This window comes from Streptomyces sp. SCL15-4, assembly GCF_033366695.1.
Classification (GTDB): domain Bacteria; phylum Actinomycetota; class Actinomycetes; order Streptomycetales; family Streptomycetaceae; genus Streptomyces.
Genome location: NZ_JAOBTQ010000001.1, coordinates 6,961,777 through 6,981,956 on the forward strand (window position 1 = coordinate 6,961,777; position 20,180 = coordinate 6,981,956).

Below are 20,180 nucleotides of genomic sequence, written 5' to 3' on the forward strand. Positions count from 1 at the left end.
ACGGCACCGGTGTCCGCCGGGCCGGTGCCCGGGCTCACTCCACGGTCGGGTCGCCGTGCAGCCGTACCGTGGCGAGGATCTTGTCGACGGTGGCGTCGGACAGCTCGTCCTTGACGCCCTTCGCGCCGTACAGCGTCCACGACACGAAACTGCCCGAGGAGTTCTTGAAGGCGAACGTCACCGCCTTGCCGTCGGTGTCGCACGTGTGCTTCTTCGGCACGCCGGTGACGTACGACGTCGCGACGCTGCCGGTGAGGCCCGACGCGGTGGTGAAGGACTTGGCCTTGCCTATGCGCAGGTACTTCTTGGCGGCCTCCGACTGGTCGGTGAACCCGCCGAACGCGAAGGTGGCCGAGTCGCCCCGGGCGATGCTCGCGGTGTCCTTGGCGCCGCTCTCGCCCTTCGTGCCGCTGCCCGCCAGCGCGTGCGTCTCCTTGTAGCCGCCGTCCTCGGAGGTGCAGTAGTCGGGCTTCAGGAACGAGGCCCCGGAGAAGCCGATGAACGCCGAGCCGTCGCCCTTCGCCTTGTCCTCGAAGAAGGCGAAGACGCCGGGCCGCTGCACCTCCCAGTCCGCGGGCACCTCGAAGGCCGTGCCGTACTTGGGGTTGACCACGACCTTCCAGCCCGCGACGGTCGGCTTCTCCGTCTCGCCGGAGCGGGGGTTGTCGGTCGAGGCGGGCGACGCGGGCGAGGTGGCGGTCGGCGACGGGCCCGTGGTCCGTCCGTCCTTGCCGTCGTCCGCCTCGTCGTCCTTCGAACCGCCGAGCACCAGGAAGCCGGTGACGGCCGCGGTGACCACGACGGCCGTGGCCGCGACGACGGCGACCAGCTTCGTCCGGCCGCCGCCGCGCGGGGGCTCGGGCATCGGCGCGGAGGGCTGGCCCCACTGCGGCTGCTGACCGTACGGAACGGTCTGCGGCTGCGGGTACGGGCCGCTCGGGGGCTGCTGTCCGTACGGGGCTTGCGGCGGCTGTCCGTACGGCTGCGGGTACGGGGTGCCCGCGGGCTGCTGTCCGTACGGGCCCGGCTGCGGGTGCTGCTGGTGTCCGGGCTGCTGGTACGGGTTCGGCTGCTGGTCACCCGGCTGCTGGTACGGGTTCTGCCGCGGATCGTGCCGCGCGTTCTGCGCGCCCCCTGGCGGCTGCTGATCTGGCCACATGGCCCGTAACCCTAGTGCGATTCTCTGGCCAGGCCCTGCTACTCGTGAGTAACATGACGGTCATGAGCGCAGACCAGATGCCGATCGGCGAGATGCTCGCCGCCACCGTGCCCATGGCCCGGACCCTGAACCTGGAGTTCCTGGAGACCACTTCCGAGAAGGCCGTGGTGTCCCTGCCGGACCAGGGCGCGTACCACAACCACGTGGGCGGTCCGCACGCCGGTGCGATGTTCACCCTCGGGGAGTCGGCCAGCGGCGCGATCGTGCTGGCCGCCTTCGGGGACCAGCTCTCGCGTGCCGTGCCGCTCGCCGTACGGGCCGAGATCGCCTACAAGAAGCTGGCGATGGGCGCCGTCACCGCGACCGCGACACTGGGCCGCCCGGCCGCCGAGGTCGTCGCCGAACTCGACGCGGGACAGCGCCCCGAGTTCCCCGTGGCGATAGAGATCCGGCGCGCCGACGGCGCGGTGACCGGCGAGATGAGCGTCCTGTGGACGCTCCGGCCGACCGACCAGGAGAAGTGAGCCGCCACCGGCCGGCCGGCACCGCGCCCCGCCCCGTCGACACCGGGGCGGGGCGCGGCCGTTCGGGGCGGGGTCACCGGATGGCGATCACGTTGGTGGCCTTCGCGCCGACCACCTCGAAGGCGACCCGCTGACCCTCGCGGGTCGTCTGTGTCTCCATGCCGGAGAAAGGGCGCCTCTCGCCGTCCTCGCCGGTGATGATGCCCACGCCGTCCGCGTCGTTGTAGACGGCGATCCTTCCGAGCGGCATCGTCTGCTCCTCCGTGGGTTGCGGAAATCACTGCTCTCCCCCGGTGAGCGAAGCATCACGCACCGTGCCGGGGCCGAGGAAGGGCACATCGGTGCGTCGGCCAGGGTTTGACCGGATGTCGGCGCCGGTCGGGTGCGCGTACGGCCGATAACAGAGTCGGGGATTCCGTCCGTCATCCGGCTTTTTCCGCACGGCAGTCGACCGACGGATCGGACCCCGTTCGGAGATACCAACGGTAACCATTGTGCGAAGGGCCGACTTCACCGCCGGAGGCATTCCGGATCCTTGTTTCCGATGAGCCGCCTGTGCAAGGGTGAGCCTCCCCGCGGGAGGGCAAAGGCGGACGCCGACGTCCGGCCGGCCCTTTAGGTATGCACCAAGCACTGTTTTCCGACAGGACGCCCACGCGCATGCGGTCCTGCGGCTGGAAAGGAAATGTTTCCGTGCAGCCCCCTCACCCCCCACGCCCGCCCCTGCCCGGTCCCGCCGGCGAGTCCGACCGCGCCCTCGTCGCCCGGCTCGGCGGCCCGGACGCCGACGGCCGCCACCACGCCGTCGCGCTGTTGCTCGCCCGGCACTGGCCGGCCACCCGCGACCACGCCGTGGTCTGCCTGGCCGTCGCCGGTCCCACGGCCCAACTGGTCGCCACCGCGGCATTCCATCGGGTGCTCGGCGGTGTGGCGGGCGCCCCGGGCGCCGGCGCGCTGCGCCCGCGGCTGCTCGTCGCCGTCCGTGAAACCGTCCGCGCCTGGGCCGCGGACGACACGGCCTGCGCCGTCCTGCCGGAATTGCGCAAAACCACCGGCGGACGCGGACTGCGCGCGGCAAAGCCCGGCCCCTCGGAAAGCAGACAGCTCGCCGCCCGCGCATTCCGGGCCCTTCCCGACGCCGCGCAATGTCTTCTCTGGCATACCGAGGCCGAGGCCGAACCCATAAACATACCCGCCGGTCTGCTGGGCATCGACACGGTCACCGCGACGACCGCTCTGAAGCGGGCGCGCGAGCAATTCCGGGCCGGTTGCGTCCGCGCCCACCGAGAACTCGCGCCGACCGGGGAATGCCGCTCCTGCAACCGGCTCCTCGACATCTCCGTCCGCCGTGGCGGCCTCCTGCCGCCGGACGCGCACCGGCACCTGACGGACTGCCGGCACTGCCGTTACGCCGCCGAACAACTCGGCCACTTCGACGGCGGCCTGCCCCTGCTGCTCGCCGAGAGCGTGCTCGGCTGGGGCGCCCGCCGCTACCTCGCCTCCCGGCCGGCCCGCACCGGCCGGCAGGAGCGGCCGCCGGCCCCGGAGTGGCCGGCGCCGGCCCCGCCCCGTGCGCCGAGCGGCCGGCACCGCAAGGCTCTTGCCGTCGGCGTCGGACTGACCTCCCTCGCGCTGCTCGCCACCACCCTGGCGGCCCGGACCCGGCCCGATGACAACGGTGTCCCGGGGCCCGGCACCACCTGGGCCGCGCCCGCCGTGGACACCGCTGGACCGGTCGGCACCGCAGGACCGGTCGGCACCGCAGGACCGGTCGGCACCGCAGGACCGGTCGGCACCGCAGGACCGGTCGGCACCGGGGCGCGCTCCGCCGCCTCCTCCGGCGACCGTGCCGAGATCGCCGGCGGCACCTTGCGCGAGCTGGCCTCCGGACGCTGCCTGGACGTGCGCGGGGACCGGGTCGCCGCGGGCGCCGGCGTCCGGCTCGCACCGTGCTCGGCCGCCGTCTCCCAGCAGTGGACCTACCAGGGCGACGGCCTGCTGCGCAGCGCCGCCGACCCGGCCCTCTGCCTCACCGCCGACCCCGCCACGAGGACCGTCGCACTGGCCGGCTGCCCGGCGTCGGCCGCGGAGGCGTCCTACGACTTCACGCTCCACGGCGAGATCCTGCTCCGCCGCCATCCCGGCCTGGCCCTGGCTCCCGGGCCCGGGCTTGGGGTCACGGGCGTGAGCGTCGTGCACCGCGACTACGGGCCCCGGGAGCGGCGGTGGGTGCTGGGGGCGGACGGAGCGCCGCGCGGCGGCGCCGTGCCGGAGGGGCGGCCGAAGGCGCCGGGCGCCACGGATCGCAGGGCTGAGGAACTGCGCCGCCCGCACGGCGTGCGGGTCCGCGAGGGAGAGGGCGGGCAGCTCGGCCGAGCCGATGACCAGCCTGGCCGTGCCGGTGACCACCGGCACGCGTGATGCCGTAGAGGGACGGATGAGGACGGCGTACCGGGGAACGCGGACTCCGGCCGTCCCGCCGGCGGCCGGCCGCCGCTCAGCGAGTCCAGCCCGTGGCGGTGAGGACGTCCTCGGCGACGGCGCGCACGGTGCGCCGGTCGGTGGGGACGCGTACCGTCCCCGGCGGAGCCTCCGCTTCCAGTCGCCTCGCGGCGGCCGCGCTGCGGCGCAGGTGGATGTCGAGCTCGGAGCCGCGTTCCCGCCCGCCGAGACGACGGCGCGCCGTCGCGTCGGTGGCGGTGAGCAGGACGTTGACGAGTCTCGGCGGCGCGGCGGCGGAGAGGGCCTGCCGGATCAGGTCCGGTTCCAGGATGGCGACGGTGTTGGTGTAGATCAGACGGCGCGTGCCCAGCTCGGCGTAGTTGGCCCACAGGGCGGCGAGGTTGCGCCGCGTGATGCGCGTGCGGGAGGGGTCGTCCGGTGGCGCGGGGTGGACGTGGTCCAGGAGATCGCCCTCGATGAGACAGTGCGGGACGCCGGCTTCCCGTAGGAGCACCGACGTCTCCAGGGCCACCGTCGTCTTGCCCACCCCCGAGCGGCCGCCGATCAGCAGTACTTCGATGTCCGTCATGCGCCACACCGTGGCACCGCGCCCGCGACCGGCGCACCGGGGTTTTCTGTGATCGGCGGTGAACACGTGGAAGCCGTGGTCACAGCACCTTCCTTCGGATCAGGCCCGACAGCACCAGCGCACCCGGCAGCAGCGGCACCCAGTCGGTCAGCACCCGGTAGCCGATGACGGTCGCGGTCGCCGTCGCCGGGGCGGAGCCGAAGGCGACCAGCGTCCACACCAGCGCCGCGTCGACCGCGAGTCCGCCCGGCGCGGGTACCGCCCCGACGGCCGTGCCCGCCGCCAGACAGGCCAGCACCACCTGCTCCCACGGCAGTCCCAGCCCCAGCGAGGCCCCGACACAGGCCAGCGCGCCGGCCTGCACCAACGGCATCGCGACGGCCCCGCCCCACAGCGCCAGCACCCGGCGGGGCCGGGCGTGCACCGCGCGCGCGTCGGCCACGGCCGTGCGCAGCAGCCCGGTCACCGGCCGCCGCAACGGCCGTACGCATGTCAGCAGCACCCCCGCCACCGTCACCGCCCCGCCCACGCCCGCGGCGAGCGGCACCAGCAGCCCGCCGTCCGGGATCAGATCCCCGAGGCGCCGCCGGGCCGGCGACACCGCCAGGAACACCACCAGCACCAGCGTCTTCGCGACGGACCTGGCCAGCGAGTACAGGCCGATCGACGCCGTCGCCCGCTCCAGCGGCACACCCTGCCCGCGCAGGAACCGCAGGGTGACGGCGTGCGCGCCGAGCCCGCCGGGCAGCGCGTGGTTGGCGGCGCCGGCGGCGAACTGCGACATCAGCAGCAATCGCGGCGGCAGCGGATCGGGCAGCGCGCCCTGCCGGATACAGGCGGCGGCCACCCAGGTCAGACAGGTGAACCCGGCCCCGGCCACCAGCCATCCCGGCTCGGCCGCGACCAGCCGCCGGATTCCCTCGTACAGCACGGGCCGGTTGGCCACGGCCCAGCCGGCGGCGAGCAGCAGCGGAGCCACGCACAGCACCAGCCGCACCCATCGGGACTGCACACGCCCCGCCGCCGAACGCGCCGGAACCGCACGTTCCGGCTCGGGGACGGTGGATTCCGGACGGGAGACGGCGGCTTTTGCGACGGAGATGGCGGTTTCCGTGCCGGAGCCGGTGGCTTCCGTGCCGGGGCCGGTGGTCTCCGGGCAGGTACGCGGAAGCGGCAGTGGGCGGGACCGGGACGGTGGTGGGGACACGGGACGTCGTCCTTCCGCGGCGGGCCCCTTGCGGGCCTTAAGGGAGCGGGCCGGGCGGAACCGCGTGGAGCCTTCCCCTCCCGCGTGACACGGGGATGACCGGAAACGTAAGGCGTGCGGGCGGAACGGTGCCGCCGGCCGGGCGGGCAGGCGGCCGTTCGGCGCCGACCAGGTAGCCTTCCCTTGGGGCGCGCTTTACATGCGGCGCCCGGACAGCAGGACAGCCTGGTCAGCGACAGGGGAGGAACCGGCGGTGCACGTCCAGGAATGGCTCGACTCGGTGCCTGCCGCCGCCGTCTACGCCGTAGTGGGCCTGGTGATCGGCCTGGAGAGCCTGGGCATCCCGCTGCCCGGCGAGATCATCCTCGTCTCGGCGGCGCTGATGTCCTCGCAGCACACGGGCGTCAACCCCGTCGTCCTCGGCGCCTGCGCGACCGCCGGAGCGGTGATCGGCGACTCCATCGGTTACGCCATCGGCCGCAAGGGCGGACGGCCGCTGCTGGCCTGGCTCGGCAGAAAGTTCCCACGCCACTTCAGCGCGGGCCACGTGGCCACCGCCGAACGGTCCTTCACGAAGTGGGGCATGTGGGCGGTCTTCTTCGGCCGTTTCGTCGCCCTGCTGCGCATCTTCGCCGGCCCTCTCGCGGGCGTCCTGCACATGCCGTACTGGAAGTTCCTGATCGCCAACATCCTCGGCGGCATCTGCTGGGCCGGTGGCACCACGGCCGTCATCTACTACGTCGGCATCGTCGCCGAGGACTGGCTGAAGCGCTTCTCCTACGTCGGCCTGGGCGTGGCCGTCCTCATCGGTCTCGGCTCCATGCTGGTCCTCAAGCGCAAGGCGAAGAAGGCCCAGCAGGAGCACCCGGAACGGGAAGCGGAACCGGTGGGCGCCGGGGAGTGACCGCCGGGAGCTCTCCCTGCGGTCCCGCCCTCACGCGTCCTACGCGTCATGCACCTCACGATGTGCCTTCGCCAGTTCGGCGTACAGCGTGCCGTTGAGGGTCACGCCCTCCCGCTCCTCCTCCGACAGGGCCCGCTTCACCTTCGCCGGCACCCCCGCCACCAGCGACCCGGGCGGCACCACCATCCCCTGCGGCACCAGGGCCTGGGCCGCCACCAGCGAGCCCGCCCCGATCGCCGCGCCGTTCAGCACGGTCGCGCCCATCCCGATCAGGCAGTCGTCCTCCACGGTCGCCCCGTGCACCACCGCGTTGTGCCCGATGGACACCCGCTCACCGACGGTCACCGGGAACCCGGGGTCGGCGTGCAGGGTCACGTTGTCCTGCACATTGGCCCGCGCCCCCACGCTGATGCTCTCGACGTCCCCGCGTGCGACGGCCCCGTACCAGAGACTGGCCCCTTCGTGCAGCGTGACGTCACCGATCACGGACGCCGTGGGCGCCACGAACGCCTCCGGATCGATGCGGGGCTCCTTGCCCCCGATGCCCACGACCAGCGCCTTCTGCGTCATCACCGTCTCCTTGCGTCCGTGCCGTCCCCGCACCGTACGACACCGCGTGGGGCAAAGATCACAGCGGCCCGGCCTCTCGCCGGGGACAACCGGTGAGTAACGTGAGCCCGTGCCGAAGCGCAAGAACACGTTCTCATCCTGGCGCCGCCGCCTGGCCCAGCGCGCCGTCCACGCGGGCTGGGCGTGGGCACAGCGCACGGGCTCGGTCACGGCCGAGCGCCCCGGCCGCTTCCGCTTCGGCGCCATCGGCGAGCACACCCGGCTGGCCTTCCCGCTCGGCACGGTCTTCGGCGAACCCTGGATCCGGCTCGGCTCCTACTGCATCATCGGCGAGCAGGTCACCCTCACCGCGGGCCTGATGCCCGACCTGGACCTCGGCCCGGACCCGATCCTGCGCATCGGCGACGGCGTGGTCCTCGGCCGCGGCAGCCATGTCATCGCGGACACGACGGTGACCATCGGCAGCGACTGCTACTTCGGCCCGTACGTCTACGTCACCTCCACCAACCACTCCTACGACGACCCGCACCAGCCCATCGGCAAGCAGTGGCCGCGCATGGAGCCGGTCGAGATCGGTCCGGGCTGCTGGATCGGCACCGGCGCGGTGATCCTGCCGGGGGCGCGGATCGGCCGGAACGTCGTCGTCGCGGCCGGCGCGGTGGTCCGGGGCGCGGTGCCCGACCACGCGGTGGTGGCGGGAGCGCCCGCCAGGGTCGTACGGCGCTGGACGCCCGACACCGGCTGGCAGCCGCCGCTGCGCACCCCCGCACCCGTGCCGATACCGGACGGCATCACACCGGGCCAGCTGCGCGCCCTGGCCGACCTGGACGAGGAGGCGGTGGCCAGGCTCGCCGCACTGGAGCCCGAGGGCTGACAGGGCCCGTGCCCTGGCTCGCCTCGCTGCCCCGGCCGCTGCCACGGTCTCGGCGGGTTCCGCGGCGCCGGACCCCGCCGGCCGACCCGGCCCCTCGGCCGGGCCGGCGGCCCCGGCACTCGCCGGTTGACGTGGTGTCGGCGGGGCTGGCGGAGCCGGGGTTCGACGGTTGACGCGGTGTCGGCTGGGCTCGTGGAGCTGGAACCCGCCGCTGACGTGGTGTCGGCGGGGCTGGCGGAGCCGGGGTTCGACGGTTGACGCGGTGTCGGCTGGGCTTGTGGAGCTGGAACCCGCCGCTGACGTGGTGCCGGCGGGGCTGGCGGAGCCGGAGTTCGACGGTTGACGCGGTGTCGGCTGGGCTCGTGGAGCTGAAAGCCGACGGTTGACGCGGTATCGACCGGGTTCGCGGAGCTGGAACCCGCCGCTGACGTGGTGTCGGCGGGGCTGGCGGACCCGGAGTTCGACGCTTGACGTGGTGCCGACCGGGTTCGCGGAGCTGGAATCCGCCCGCTGACGCGGTCCCGGCTCGTCTCGGCGTCCTGGGGCCCGGCGGTTGACGCGGCCCCTCGGTCCGGCTCGCGATCCTTGACCCGCGGCCGACCCGGCGCCCCGGTCCGCCTCGCCGCACCGCGCACGTACGGTCGACGGCGCTCCGCGGTCCAGGCGGGCCGGGCGGTCCCGTCGGACCGCTCGCTTTCGAAGGTCCCGCGCGTTCAGCCCGTAGCCAGCAGCAGTGTGCCCAGCAGGGCCAGTCCCGCTCCCGCTGTCTGGATCGCGCGCAGCCGCTCGCTGAGGAAGCCGCGTGCGGCCAGCGAGGTCACCACCGGGTACAGCGAGGCGAGCACGGCCGCGACGGTGACCGGACCGCTCCGGGTGGCCATCGCGTAGGTGCCGTTGGCCGCCACGTCGGCCAGTCCGACGAACGCCAGCGCGGGCAGCGAGGCCCACCGGAAGCCGCCCTCCGGTACGGCGGCCCCGCCGCGCCGCACCGACACCGCGAGCGCGGCCCCGCCCACCGCGACGTTCGTCACCCGCTGCACGAACAGCGCGAGGAACAGCCCGGTGACCGTGGTGGACGCCTCCGCGATCAGCGCGAACACCGTGCCGAAGCCGACCGCCGCGACCAGCGTCATCAGGATCGCGCGCCGCTGCACGGCCGCACCGCGCAACTGGGGTCCGCCCGCGAGGACGACCCCGGTGACGGCGACGGCGATGCCCGCGGCCTGGAACAGACCCGGCCGCTCGCCGAGCACGAGCCCGACGCCGACGGGCACGGCGACGCTGAGGGTGGCGAGCGGGGAGACCACGCCCATCGGGCCGAGGGCGAGGGCCTGGTAGAAGCAGAGCAGGGCCACGGGCCCGACGAGCCCGGCCGCGAACGCGAACCACAGCCGGGGCCCGGCCTCGCTCCAGCCGCCGGTGGCCAGCACGATCGCGCCCAGCACGGCCGCCGCGATGGCCTGCGAGACGACCACGACCGTCAGCGCCGGGGTGCGCCGGGTCAGCAGTCCGCCGCCGAAGTCGGCCAGCCCCCACAGGAGGCTGGTGATCAGGGCGAAGAATGCTGTCATGGCCGGCCTCGCAGTACAGTTCGGTGAACGATCGGGTGCAGCTCACCGTAGTTCAGCAGACTGAACTTGGCTAAACAAAATAATCGACTTCCCGGATATTGGACTCCCTGTGTCGGACCTAGAACTCCTGACCCAGTCCCTGGCGCGCAACGTCAGGCACTGGCGCTCGGTGCGCGGCTTCACGCTGGACGTGCTCGCCGCCCGGGCGGGCGTCAGCCGCGGCATGCTCATCCAGATCGAGCAGGCCCGCACCAACCCGAGCATCGGCACGGTCGTCAAGATCGGTGACGCGCTCGGCGTCAGCATCACCACGCTCCTCGACTACGAACAGGGCCCGAAGGTGCGGATCGTCCCCGCCGAACGGGCCGTACGGCTCTGGCACACCGAGGAGGGCAGTTACAACCGGCTGCTCGCAGGCACCGAGGCCCCCGGACCGCTGGAGATGTGGGACTGGCGGCTGATGCCGGGGGAGACCAGCCCCTCCGAGCCGCACCCCGGCGGTACGGTCGAGCTGGTCCATGTCACCGCCGGCGAGCTGACGCTCACCGTGGACGGCACGGAATACCGCGTTCCGACGGGCGCGAGCGCCTCCTTCGAGGCCGACGTCCCGCACTGGTACGGCAACCAGGGCGAGGTGCCGATGGAGATGGTGATGGCCGTGTCCGTACCGCCCGTGCCGTGAGACGCCGCGACGGCGGCCGGGCCGGTGTTGCTAGCGTGCGGCCATGCGCGCACCCATCGGAGACTTCGAGACCGCCACTCCCGCCCCGGACTGCCTGGACGAGCTGACCGCCCCCGTCGCCGACGCCGTACGCGCCTGGCAGGGCACGGTCGCGGCCGACCAGATCCTCTACGTCGACACCGACCCGCGCTGGGCCGACACCTCCGTCTTCGTGGAGCACTACGGCCGCGACCTGCTGGAGCGGTCGGCGAACTGCGTGGTGGTCGCGGGCAAGCGGGCCGGCGAGATTCGGCTGGCCGCCTGTGTGGTGCCGTCCACCGCCCGGGCCGACGTCAACGGTGTCGTCCGCCGTCAACTGGGCGCCCGCAAGGCGTCGTTCGCCTCGATGGAGACGGCGACCGGCGAGACCGGCATGGAGTACGGCGGCATCACACCGGTCGGACTGCCCGCCGGCTGGCCGGTGCTGGTGGACCCGGCCGTCGTCGACATGCCCTACGTCCTGGTCGGCAGCGGACGCCGCCGCGGCAAGCTCCTGCTCCCCGGCAAGGCCCTCGCCGGCCTTCCCGGCGCCGTCGTGCTGGAGGGCCTCGGCGTGGCGTGACGAGGAGGCCCGGCGACGGCTCAGCCCAGCCGGGGGATCTCGATGGCCGGGCAGCGGTCCATGACCATTTCCAGGCCCGCCGTCCGGGTCCGCTCGTAGGCGGCCGGGTCGACCACGCCCAGCTGGAACCACACCGCCCGCGCGCCCTTCGCCACGGCATCGTCGGCGACCGGACCGGCCAGCTCGCTGTTCACGAAGACGTCGACCACCTCCACGTCGAAGGGGATGTCCGCGAGGGAGGCGTAACCCCGCTCCCCGTGCACCGTCTCGGCCTTGGGGTGCACGGGCACGATCCGCTTGCCGAACCGCTGGAGTGCCAGCGCCACCCCGTACGCGGCCCGGCGCTGGTTGGCGGACAGGCCCACCACCGCCCAGGTGTCGCCCAGCTCGGTCAGGATCCTGCGGATCGTCGCTTCGTCGCCGTACATCGGCCGCCTCCTCGGGCTGCGGGAACTGTCCCGGGGAAACGTCACTGTGGTGGGCGCGGATTCCCGCCGCGGCGCGGCACGCTGTCCGGAATCGGCGCAAGCTGCTGCATACGCCCGCCGACCCGACCTACGCTCGCCCCGTGCTGCGCATCCTCGACGCCCGAACCGGTGAGCCCGTACCCGCCGCGCCCGCCCGGCGCGCCCTGACCCGTATCGAAGCCCACGCCTGCGGACTCGATCCGACGGCCCTGCGGGTCCTGCTCACCGCCGACCTGCTCGTGCGCGCCCTGGAACTGGGCGGCACCCCGGTCTGGACGATCCTCACCGCCCCCCGCCACCAGCCCGAACTGCGCACGGCCGGCACGCGCCTGGCCATCCGCCCCTTCGAGGACAGCCGTGATCTCGCCTCCGGCCTCGGCGAGGCCCAGGCCGTCCACGTGGTACGGCGGGACCGCGCGGAGACGGTGGGGGAGGGTCCGGTGGTGGCGGTGGCCGGCGTGGAGTGGGCCCCGGGGCCCGGCGCCGCGTCCGGGCCGGACGGCGGCCCCGGCGTGCTCGCGACGCTGCTGTCCGACCCCCCGGCCCTGCGCCTGGCCCTGCTCGCCGTACCGCGCGGCGAGCCCGCGCGGCTGGACCCGGCCACGCTGGACGAGGCCGCGCGGACCCTCGCCCGCTGGCGGCGGGCCGTGGCCCGCTGGGCCCGGCGGCCCTCGAGGCCGGTGCCCGGCGAGGTGCGCGAGCGGCTGCGCGCCGCCTGGGAGGACGATCTCGACCTGCCCGCGGTCCTCGGTGTCCTGCGGGACGCGGCGAGCGCGCCCGGCATCCCGGACGGAGCCCGCTTCGAGACGTGCGTCTACGCCGACCGCCTGCTCGCGCTGGACCTCGCGCGCGACCTCGGGAGCCCCGCGTGACCGGGCCGGCCGGCACCGGTCCGCTGCGCCGGCTGGTGGTGCTGCGGCACGCCAAGTCGGCCTGGCCGGCAGGCGTCGAGGACCGGCTCAGGCCGCTCGCGCCCCGCGGGCTGCGGGACGCGCCGGCCGCCGGCCGCGCCCTCGCCGCCGGTTCGCTGCCCGACCTCGCCCTGTGCTCCACCGCCGTACGGGCCCGCCGCACCTGGGAGCTGGTCTCCGCCGAGTGGGCCACGCCGCCGCCCGTGCGCTACGACCGGCGGCTGTACGCGGCCGGCGTGCCGCAGCTGCTGGAGGTGGTGCGCGAGGTGCCGGCCGAGGTGCGCACCCTGCTGCTGATCGGGCACAATCCCGGCCTGGAGGAGCTGGTGCCGGCGCTGGCCGCCGACGCGCTCGACGACACCCTGGACCGGGTACGGGCGAAGTTCCCGACCTCGGCGTTCGCCGTCCTCACCTGGCACGGCACCACCTGGCGGACCCTCACCCCGGGCACGGCCCTGCTCACCTCCTTCACGGTCCCGCGCGGAAGGAAGAAGAGCTAGCCGACAGGGTCCGCCGGGTGCCCGGGGCCGTACGCGACGCCGTCGCGGTGCCGCTCGGGCCGGGCGGGGAGTTCCGCGGCCGGGTGGGCGTGGGCGCCTTCGCCCGGGCCCGCCGTCCCGCCCGCGGCCGGGGAGCGCGATGGTGGCCGTGGAGGGCGTGCACGCGGTCCCAGGCGTCCGCCCAGTCCCCCAGCCGGCTCTCCGGGACGTTCCCGCAGTACCGGACGAAGTTCAGCAGCAGGTCCCGGGCGGGCATCCGGCCCCGCAGAACGGCGCCCAGGGTGCTCTTCGGCAGCAGGCTCACCTTGTTCGCGATGTCGATGTACGCCCTCTCCTCCAGTTCCCGCAGGGTGGGGTGGCCGTTCTCCCGGCACATCTCCCGCATCGCGTGGACGAGCTGCCACGGCTCGGTGATGAACCGCGGCGGCGGGGCCGTGACGCGCGGCGCCGCCCCGCCGTCCGCGGCCTCGTGCCGGGCGGCGGCGGTCCACAGCCGCTTGGCCTCGCGTTCGTCACCCCCGCACACCCGCGTGAACGCCTGGACGGTCCTCCACTTCGGCAGCGCCTCACCCCGCGCCGCCCGGTACAGAGTCGAACGAGTGGCCGGCAGGCCGCTCGCGACAGCGATCCGCGCCATCTGGTCCCAGCTCGTCCCCGACCGCCGGCGCAGCGACTCGAGCCACTGCGCCAGCGTCTCCACGGGAGTGTGCCGTACCAGGGCGCCGGAAGTGCGCCCCATCCCGTTCTCCCTTCACGCCCGCTGCGGAGAGAGGACGGCGACCAGGCCGCGGACCAGTTCCCTGCCCAGCAGCCCGCCGGTGACGACGATCGGGACGACCGCCTCCAGGGCCGTCCCGAGCACCGACAGCCCTGCCGTGACGAGCAGGACGACCACCACCACGACCACGGCCGGAGCGGGCAGCACCCGGCCGCCGGCCCCGGCCGGGCCCTCGACGCACACGGTGCGGGTGGGCGCGTTCTTCTTCAACGTGTCTGCCTCCTCGGCTCGTTGCCACTCGACACCGAGGCCCCGCGTGCCGCCCGCCGGCCTTGCAGAGCCGGCGGACAAGGAGCCTCGCCCCTACCTTCGAGCCCTTCAACGAACGCCGACAAGGCGGTGCTCCCGCGCCGTTTCATCCTGTCCCGGCTGTGGTGGAACGCCCTGAACGCATCGCCGCAGGCCACCGCGAGTCCTCCGCCCGGAGAAGGGGCGACCGTACCTTCCGTGTCCCGCTTCGGCGGTGTAACGGACCTTGAGGTCCCATCGCCCAAAGGGCCAGAGTGGGTCCACTGCCTCGGCACGGGTGACACACGAGGTGTCATGCCCTGTTGCCGAGGCCGAAGCCGCCATGGCCGGAGCCCAGTCGTGCTCCGGCGTGACCGGATTGAGGAGAGGAGGCAGGCATCGGCACACCGATTCATACGACGACGGGGGCGGGCGCGCCTGCCTTCGGCAGCACCCTCGGCCCAGGCCACCGGCCACCGGCCGCCCTCCTTCGGAGGACGACCAGGCAGCGGACCTCCCTGCCCTGCCCGCGGCCGTGGCCCGGTGCCGGTGTCCGCCGGCTTCCCGCCGCCTGCTGCGCCCCGGCCGCGTAGGCGCGGTCCGGTGGTGGTTTCCTGATCGCGGCTTCCCCGGCCGTTGCCACTCGACACAACAGGGGAAACACCGGTCGTGCGCTGTTGCAGCGGCGCGCGCCCACGGGCGGGGCCCGGACCGCCGGGCCCCGCCCGCTCGACGCCCCGGCCCGGCGGGACTCCTCGGACGAGCCGTCTCGACCCGCGACGGTCACGGATAGGCTGGCCGGATGCAGGACGAGTACCGCACAGTCGCCCGCGCGGGCGTGCACGAGACCGAGATCAACCGCTCCCGCTTCCTGTGCGCCCTCGCCCCGGCCGCCACCGAGCAGGAGGCGCAGGACTTCATCGCCGCCGTACGCAAGGAGCACGCCGCCGCCACCCACAACTGCTGGGCGTACGTCATCGGCGCCGACGCCTCCGTGCAGAAGGCCAGCGACGACGGCGAACCGGGCGGTACTGCCGGCGTGCCCATGCTGCAGATGCTGCTGCGCCGCGACATGCGGTACGTGGTCGCCGTGGTCACCCGGTACTACGGCGGTGTCAAGCTCGGAGCGGGCGGGCTGATCCGTGCCTACGGCGGCTCGGTCGGCGAGGCCCTGGACGCGCTCGGCACGATCACCCGGCGCCGCTTCCGGCTGGCCACGGTGACCGTCGACCACCAGCGCGCCGGCAAGGTGCAGAACGACCTGCGCGCCACCGGACGCGAGGTGCGCGACGTCCGCTACGGCGAGGCCGTCACCCTCGAGATCGGCCTGCCGGACGCCGACGTGGACGCCTTCCGGGCCTGGCTCGCCGATGTGACGGCGGGCACGGCCGGCTTCGAACTGGGCGGCGAAGCCTACGGAGACGCCTGATAATTGCCACAAATCGGTCATAACGCCCGTTGGTGCGGCAGGTGATGGCGGCCGGCGCCGGAGCGACCGGCCGTGATGTCGGACCCGGCCGTTAGTCTCGGGGCCCATGAGGATCCTGCACACGTCCGACTGGCACCTCGGCCGGGCCTTCCACCGGGTCAGCCTGCTGGAGGCCCAGGCCGGGTTCATCGGTCACCTCGTCGACGCCGTGCGTGAGCGCGCGGTGGACGCGGTGGTCGTGTCGGGCGACGTGTACGACCGCGCGGTGCCCCCGCTCGCCGCCGTCGAGCTGTTCGACACCGCCCTGCACCGGCTCGCGGACCTCGGCGTGCCCACGGTGATGATCTCCGGCAACCACGACTCGGCCCGCCGCCTCGGCGTCGGCGCCGGACTCATCGACCGCGCGGGCATCCACCTGCGCACCGAGCCGTCCGCCGCCGGCACCCCGGTGATCCTCCAGGACACCCACGGCGACGTCGCCTTCTACGGCCTGCCGTACCTCGAACCAGCCCTGGTGAAGGACGAGTTCGGCGTCGGCAAGGCCGGCCACGAGGCCGTCCTCGGCGCCGCCATGGACCGCGTCCGCGCCGATCTCGCCGGCCGCGCGCCGGGCACGCGGTCCGTCGTCCTCGCCCACGCCTTCGTCACCGGCGGCGAGGCCAGCGACAGCGAGCGGGACATCACCGTCGGCGGGGTGGCCGCCGTACCGGCCGGCGTCTTCGACGGCGCCGACTATGTGGCGCTCGGCCATCTGCACGGCTGCCAGACCATCACCGAACGCGTGCGCTACTCGGGCTCGCCGCTCGCCTACTCCTTCTCCGAGGCCGGCCACCGCAAGAGCATGTGGCTGATCGACCTGGACGCGGACGGCTCGGTCACCGCCGACCGCGTCGACTGCCCGGTGCCGCGCCCGCTCGCCCGTATCCGCGGCACCCTCGACGACCTCCTCGCCGACCCGGGGCTGGCCCGCCACGAGGACGCCTGGGTCGAGGCCACCCTCACCGACCCGGTCCGCCCGGCCGAGCCCATGGCCCGGCTCACCGAGCGCTTCCCGCACACCCTCAGCCTGGTCTTCGCCCCCGAACGGGCCCCCGACGACCCCCGCGTCTCCTACGCCCGGCGGCTCGCGGGCCGCAGCGACGAACAGGTCGCCCAGGACTTCGTCGCCCATGTGCGCGGCGCCGGGCCCGACGCGGACGAGGCCGCCGTACTGCGCGAGGCGTTCGACGCCGTGCGCGCCGACCACACCGCGCGGGAGGTGGCCCGGTGAGGCTGCACCGGCTCGACATCACCGCCTTCGGCCCCTTCGGCGCCACCCACGGCGTCGACTTCGACGCGCTGTCCGCCGCCGGGCTGTTCCTGCTGCACGGCCCGACCGGCGCCGGCAAGACCTCCGTCCTGGACGCCGTCTGCTACGCCCTCTACGGCTCCGTCCCCGGTGCCCGGCAGAGCAGCCAGGGCATGCACCTGCGCAGCGACCACGCCCCGCCCGGTACCCGAACCGAGGTCCGCCTCGAACTCACCGTGGCCGGCCGCCGCCTGGAGATCACCCGGCAGCCCGCGTGGGAGCGGCCCAAGCTGCGCGGCAAGGGCATGACGGTCGACAAGGCCCAGACCTGGCTGCGCGAGTACGACGCCCGGGCCCGCGCCTGGAAGGACCTCAGCCGCTCCCACCAGGAGATCGGCGCCGAGGTGGAACAGCTGCTCGGCATGAGCCGCGAACAGTTCTGCCAGGTCGTCCTGCTGCCCCAGGGCGACTTCGCCCGCTTCCTGCGCGCCGACGCCGAGGCACGCGGACGCCTCCTCGGCCGGCTCTTCGACACCCAGCGTTTCGCCGATGTCGAGAAGCGCCTCGCCGAACGCCGCCGCGCCACCGAGGCCCGGGTGCGCGAGGGCGACACCGCGCTGCTCGCCGACGCCCACCGCATGCAGCAGGAGGCCGGCGACGCCATGGAGCTGCCCGAGCCTGCCCCCGGCGACCCCGGGCTGGCCGAGGCCGTCCTCGAAGCCGCCGCCGTCGCCCGCAGCACCGCCCGGGAACGCCTCGACATCGCCCGCTGCCGGCTCGACGCCGCCGAGTCCGCCCACGCCGCGGCCCGGCACGCCCTGGACGAGGCCCGCGAACTCGCCCGCCTCCAGGACCGGTTCGCCGCGGCCCGGGAGCGCCTCGAGCGGCTCCGGGAACGGTCCGGCGACCACCGCGGGAACCAGGAGCGCATGGAGCGGGCCCGCAAGGCGGAGGCGGTCGCGCCCGCGCTGGAGCTGCGCGAGGAAGCCGACCGGGACCACCGCCGGGCGGCGGAGGCGGAGACCCGCGCGCGCGGAGCGCTCCCCGACGCGTACGCGGGCGCCGACGCGAGCGGACTGGCCGCCGCCGCCCGCCGGGCCGCAGAGGAACTCGGCGGCCTGGACGCGGCCCGGCGCGCCGAACGCCGGCTCGCCGGACTCGCCGAGGAACGCGCCGGACTCGACCGGCAGGAACGCGCCGACGAGGAGGTCCTGCGCGAGGCCGACGCCTGGCTCGCCGACTGGGACACCACCCGCGCCGCCCTCCAGACCCGCGTCGACTCCGCGCAGGAGGCCGCCACCCGCGCCGAACAGCTCGCCGTGCGGCGCGAGCCCATGGCGCGGCGGCTCGCCGCGGCCCGTACCCGCGACCGGCTCGCCGCCGACCTCGAACAGGCCCGGCAACGCGCGGAAGAGTCCGGCCGGCGGGCCCTCGACGCCCGCGCCCACTGGCTCGACCTCAAGGAACAGCGGCTGGCCGGCATCGCCGCCGAACTCGCCGCCCACCTCACCGACGGCGAGCCCTGCGCCGTCTGCGGCGCCACCGCCCACCCCGCGCCCGCGCGCAAGACCGCCGGACACGTCGACCGCGAGACCGAGGACCGCGCCCTCGCCGCCGGCCGGCGGGCCGAGGAGGAGCACGCCGCGGACGAACGGCGGCTCGGCGAGGTCCGCGAGGCCCTGGCCGCCGCCGGCGCCGAGGCCGGCGACACCCCGGCCGCGGAACTCGCCGAGGAGGCCGGCCACCTGGAGCGGGAGTACGCCCGCGCCCGCCGCGACGCCTCCGCCCTGCACGCCGCCCAGCAGGAGCTGCGGCGCGCCGAGCAGGAGCGCGAGCGGCGCCTCGCCGACCGCCAGCAGGCCGCCGTCCGGGCCGCCTCCCGGCTCACCCGCCGCGACACCCTGGAACGCGAACAGGCGCTGCTGGAAGGCGAACTGGAGCAGGCGCGAGGCGGCTCGGCCAGCGTGGCGGCGCGCGCGGCGGAGCTGGAGCGGCTCGCGGCACGGCTGACCGAGGCCGCCGACGCCGTCCGCGCCGCCGAGGACGCCGCCCGGCGGCTGAAGGACGCCGACGCCCGTCTCGCCGACGCCGCCTACCGGGCCGGTTTCGACACCCCCGGGGCCGCCGCCGAGGCCCTGCTGGACCCCGCCGCCCACCGCGAACTCCAGCGCCGCCTCGACGCCTGGCAGCAGGAGGAGGCCGCGGTCCGCGCGGTCCTCGCCGAGCCCGGCACCACGGCGGCGGCCCAGCGGCCGCCCGCCGACCCGGCCGCCGCCGAACGTGCGGCGGCCGCCGCCGAACGGCGGCTGCGCGAGGCCGGCTCCGCGCGCGACGCCGCCGACCGTTGCCGCGCCGAGCTGGACCGGCTCTCCGCGCGCGCCGCCGAGGCGGTGCGCCGGCTCGCCCCGCTGCGCGCCGAGCACGACCGGGTGGCCCGGCTCGCCGCCCTCGCCGCGGGCACCTCCGCCGACAACGAACGCAGGATGCGCCTGGAGTCGTACGTCCTGGCGGCCCGGCTGGAACAGGTCGCCGCCGCCGCGACCGTACGCCTCCAGCGCATGTCGTCCGGCCGCTACACCCTGGTCCACTCCGACGACCGCACCGGGCGCGGCCGCAGCGGGCTCGGGCTGCACGTGGTCGACGCCTGGACCGGGCGGGAACGGGACACCGCGACCCTGTCCGGCGGCGAGACCTTCTTCGCCTCCCTCGCGCTCGCCCTCGGCCTCGCCGACGTCGTCACCGAGGAGGCCGGCGGCGTCCGCCTGGACACCCTCTTCATCGACGAGGGATTCGGCAGCCTGGACGACCAGACCCTGGACGAGGTCCTGGACGTCCTCGACTCCCTGCGCGAACGCGACCGCAGCGTCGGCATCGTCAGCCACGTCCCCGACCTGCGCCGCCGCATCCACGCCCAGCTGGAGGTCGTCAAGGGCCGCACGGGTTCCTCGCTGCGGCAGCGGGGAGCGGCCTAGCGGCCCAGCGGGCGGCGGGGCAAGGGGGAGGAGTACACCACGCTGGTGGTCACCGAGCCCAGTGCGCCGATCCTGCCGGAGACCTCCTCCAGGTGGGACATCGACCGCGCGGCGACCTTGATCACGAAGCAGTCGTCGCCGGTGACGTGGTGCGCCTCCAGGATCTCGGGGGTGGCCGCGACCAGGTCGTGGAAGGGCTTGTAGTTGCCGTTCGGGTAGCGCAGCCGCACGAACGCCAGGATCGGTAGGCCGAGCCGCTCGGGGTCGACCACCGCCGCGTACCCCTGGATCACTCCGGCCTCCTCCAGCCGCCGTACCCGCTCGGTGACGGCGCTCGGCGACATGGACACGGCGCGCGCCAGCTCGGCGTAGCTGGAGCGTCCGTCGCGCTGGAGGACTTCGAGGATGCGCCAGTCGGTGGCGTCCGGGGAATACACGGTCATCCCGGATGGATAGCAGGGAAAACCCCGGCGGGACAAGGGCA

The 20,180-nt window shown here is 74.7% G+C and carries 22 protein-coding genes; 12 read left to right on the forward strand and 10 right to left on the reverse strand.

All coding sequences use genetic code 11. The features are described 5' to 3' along the window. Positions 1 to 34: 34 nt before the first annotated feature. The gene (locus tag SCK26_RS31300) at positions 35 to 865 is read right to left on the reverse strand and encodes a hypothetical protein (protein ID WP_412080801.1); all 831 of its coding nucleotides are present in this window, start codon (positions 863 to 865) and stop codon (positions 35 to 37) included. Between the two features lie 96 nt (positions 866 to 961). Here SCK26_RS31300 and SCK26_RS38050 point away from each other — a divergent pair, with 96 nt between their 5' ends. Next, positions 962 to 1,168 carry a hypothetical protein gene (locus SCK26_RS38050; RefSeq protein ID WP_412080802.1) on the forward strand — a complete coding sequence of 69 codons (207 nt, stop codon included), beginning with the start codon at positions 962 to 964 and terminating at the stop codon, positions 1,166 to 1,168. A gap of 53 nt (positions 1,169 to 1,221) precedes the next feature. Next, positions 1,222 to 1,683 (forward strand): DUF4442 domain-containing protein, encoded by a 462-nt coding sequence (locus tag SCK26_RS31305; RefSeq protein WP_318204691.1) that lies wholly within the window; start codon positions 1,222 to 1,224, stop codon positions 1,681 to 1,683. A gap of 73 nt (positions 1,684 to 1,756) precedes the next feature. Here the strand turns inward: SCK26_RS31305 and SCK26_RS31310 are convergent, their stop codons facing one another. Beyond that, the gene (locus tag SCK26_RS31310; protein ID WP_318204692.1) at positions 1,757 to 1,933 is read right to left on the reverse strand and encodes a hypothetical protein; all 177 of its coding nucleotides are present in this window, start codon (positions 1,931 to 1,933) and stop codon (positions 1,757 to 1,759) included. Between the two features lie 443 nt (positions 1,934 to 2,376). On the opposite strand from SCK26_RS31310, the gene SCK26_RS31315 reads away from it, so the two are divergent. Next, the gene (locus tag SCK26_RS31315) at positions 2,377 to 4,104 is read left to right on the forward strand and encodes a ricin-type beta-trefoil lectin domain protein (RefSeq protein ID WP_318204693.1); all 1,728 of its coding nucleotides are present in this window, start codon (positions 2,377 to 2,379) and stop codon (positions 4,102 to 4,104) included. 76 nt (positions 4,105 to 4,180) lie between these two features. Here the strand turns inward: SCK26_RS31315 and SCK26_RS31320 are convergent, their stop codons facing one another. Together SCK26_RS31320 and SCK26_RS31325 are read right to left on the reverse strand one after the other, a co-directional pair. Continuing rightward, entirely contained in the window at positions 4,181 to 4,714 is a 534-nt protein-coding gene (locus SCK26_RS31320) for a hypothetical protein (RefSeq protein ID WP_318204694.1), read from the reverse strand. A 79-nt stretch (positions 4,715 to 4,793) separates the two neighbouring features. Then, entirely contained in the window at positions 4,794 to 5,816 is a 1,023-nt protein-coding gene (locus tag SCK26_RS31325; protein WP_412080871.1) for a lysylphosphatidylglycerol synthase transmembrane domain-containing protein, read from the reverse strand. Between the two features lie 358 nt (positions 5,817 to 6,174). On the opposite strand from SCK26_RS31325, the gene SCK26_RS31330 reads away from it, so the two are divergent. Continuing rightward, the gene (locus SCK26_RS31330) at positions 6,175 to 6,825 is read left to right on the forward strand and encodes a DedA family protein (protein ID WP_318204696.1); all 651 of its coding nucleotides are present in this window, start codon (positions 6,175 to 6,177) and stop codon (positions 6,823 to 6,825) included. Positions 6,826 to 6,864: 39 nt separating this feature from the next. Here the strand turns inward: SCK26_RS31330 and SCK26_RS31335 are convergent, their stop codons facing one another. Next, positions 6,865 to 7,395 (reverse strand): gamma carbonic anhydrase family protein, encoded by a 531-nt coding sequence (locus SCK26_RS31335; protein ID WP_318204697.1) that lies wholly within the window; start codon positions 7,393 to 7,395, stop codon positions 6,865 to 6,867. Positions 7,396 to 7,504: 109 nt separating this feature from the next. On the opposite strand from SCK26_RS31335, the gene SCK26_RS31340 reads away from it, so the two are divergent. Continuing rightward, on the forward strand, positions 7,505 to 8,269 hold the full coding sequence (locus SCK26_RS31340; RefSeq protein ID WP_318204698.1) for an acyltransferase: 765 nt from the start codon (positions 7,505 to 7,507) through the stop codon (positions 8,267 to 8,269). Positions 8,270 to 8,982: 713 nt separating this feature from the next. Here SCK26_RS31340 and SCK26_RS31345 read toward each other — a convergent pair. Then, positions 8,983 to 9,840: an EamA family transporter gene (locus tag SCK26_RS31345; RefSeq protein WP_318204699.1), complete on the reverse strand. Its 858-nt coding sequence runs from the start codon at positions 9,838 to 9,840 to the stop codon at positions 8,983 to 8,985. 109 nt (positions 9,841 to 9,949) lie between these two features. On the opposite strand from SCK26_RS31345, the gene SCK26_RS31350 reads away from it, so the two are divergent. Together SCK26_RS31350 and SCK26_RS31355 are read left to right on the forward strand one after the other, a co-directional pair. After that, a complete protein-coding gene (locus SCK26_RS31350) occupies positions 9,950 to 10,522 on the forward strand; it encodes a helix-turn-helix domain-containing protein (RefSeq protein ID WP_318204700.1) in 573 nt (190 codons plus the stop codon). A 43-nt stretch (positions 10,523 to 10,565) separates the two neighbouring features. Beyond that, entirely contained in the window at positions 10,566 to 11,123 is a 558-nt protein-coding gene (locus tag SCK26_RS31355) for a YbaK/EbsC family protein (RefSeq protein ID WP_318204701.1), read from the forward strand. A 20-nt stretch (positions 11,124 to 11,143) separates the two neighbouring features. Here SCK26_RS31355 and SCK26_RS31360 read toward each other — a convergent pair whose 3' ends face one another. Next, positions 11,144 to 11,551 (reverse strand): CoA-binding protein, encoded by a 408-nt coding sequence (locus tag SCK26_RS31360; protein ID WP_318204702.1) that lies wholly within the window; start codon positions 11,549 to 11,551, stop codon positions 11,144 to 11,146. Positions 11,552 to 11,691: 140 nt separating this feature from the next. Here SCK26_RS31360 and SCK26_RS31365 point away from each other — a divergent pair, with 140 nt between their 5' ends. Further along, entirely contained in the window at positions 11,692 to 12,462 is a 771-nt protein-coding gene (locus tag SCK26_RS31365; RefSeq protein WP_318204703.1) for a hypothetical protein, read from the forward strand. Next, positions 12,459 to 13,001, forward strand: coding sequence for a histidine phosphatase family protein (locus SCK26_RS31370; protein WP_318204704.1), 543 nt, complete (start codon positions 12,459 to 12,461; stop codon positions 12,999 to 13,001). Before SCK26_RS31365 ends, SCK26_RS31370 begins: the two co-directional genes overlap by 4 nt. On the opposite strand, the gene SCK26_RS31375 is transcribed toward SCK26_RS31370, so the two are convergent. Continuing rightward, on the reverse strand, positions 12,970 to 13,740 hold the full coding sequence (locus SCK26_RS31375; protein WP_318204705.1) for a hypothetical protein: 771 nt from the start codon (positions 13,738 to 13,740) through the stop codon (positions 12,970 to 12,972). The genes SCK26_RS31370 and SCK26_RS31375 overlap by 32 nt on opposite strands. Positions 13,741 to 13,752: 12 nt before the next feature. Continuing rightward, positions 13,753 to 13,989, reverse strand: coding sequence for a hypothetical protein (locus SCK26_RS31380; RefSeq protein WP_318204706.1), 237 nt, complete (start codon positions 13,987 to 13,989; stop codon positions 13,753 to 13,755). 820 nt (positions 13,990 to 14,809) lie between these two features. On the opposite strand from SCK26_RS31380, the gene SCK26_RS31385 reads away from it, so the two are divergent. The 3 genes from SCK26_RS31385 (at position 14,810) to SCK26_RS31395 (ending at position 19,696) form a co-directional block, all read left to right on the forward strand. Then, the gene (locus SCK26_RS31385) at positions 14,810 to 15,436 is read left to right on the forward strand and encodes a YigZ family protein (protein ID WP_318204707.1); all 627 of its coding nucleotides are present in this window, start codon (positions 14,810 to 14,812) and stop codon (positions 15,434 to 15,436) included. 106 nt (positions 15,437 to 15,542) lie between these two features. Beyond that, positions 15,543 to 16,706, forward strand: a complete 1,164-nt coding sequence (locus SCK26_RS31390) for an exonuclease SbcCD subunit D (protein ID WP_318204708.1) — start codon at positions 15,543 to 15,545, stop codon at positions 16,704 to 16,706. Then, positions 16,703 to 19,696 (forward strand): SMC family ATPase, encoded by a 2,994-nt coding sequence (locus tag SCK26_RS31395; RefSeq protein WP_318204709.1) that lies wholly within the window; start codon positions 16,703 to 16,705, stop codon positions 19,694 to 19,696. Before SCK26_RS31390 ends, SCK26_RS31395 begins: the two co-directional genes overlap by 4 nt. Here SCK26_RS31395 and SCK26_RS31400 read toward each other — a convergent pair. Next, positions 19,693 to 20,139: an Lrp/AsnC family transcriptional regulator gene (locus SCK26_RS31400; RefSeq protein WP_059248055.1), complete on the reverse strand. Its 447-nt coding sequence runs from the start codon at positions 20,137 to 20,139 to the stop codon at positions 19,693 to 19,695. The two genes, SCK26_RS31395 and SCK26_RS31400, sit on opposite strands and share 4 nt — an antisense overlap. Positions 20,140 to 20,180 lie beyond the last annotated feature (41 nt).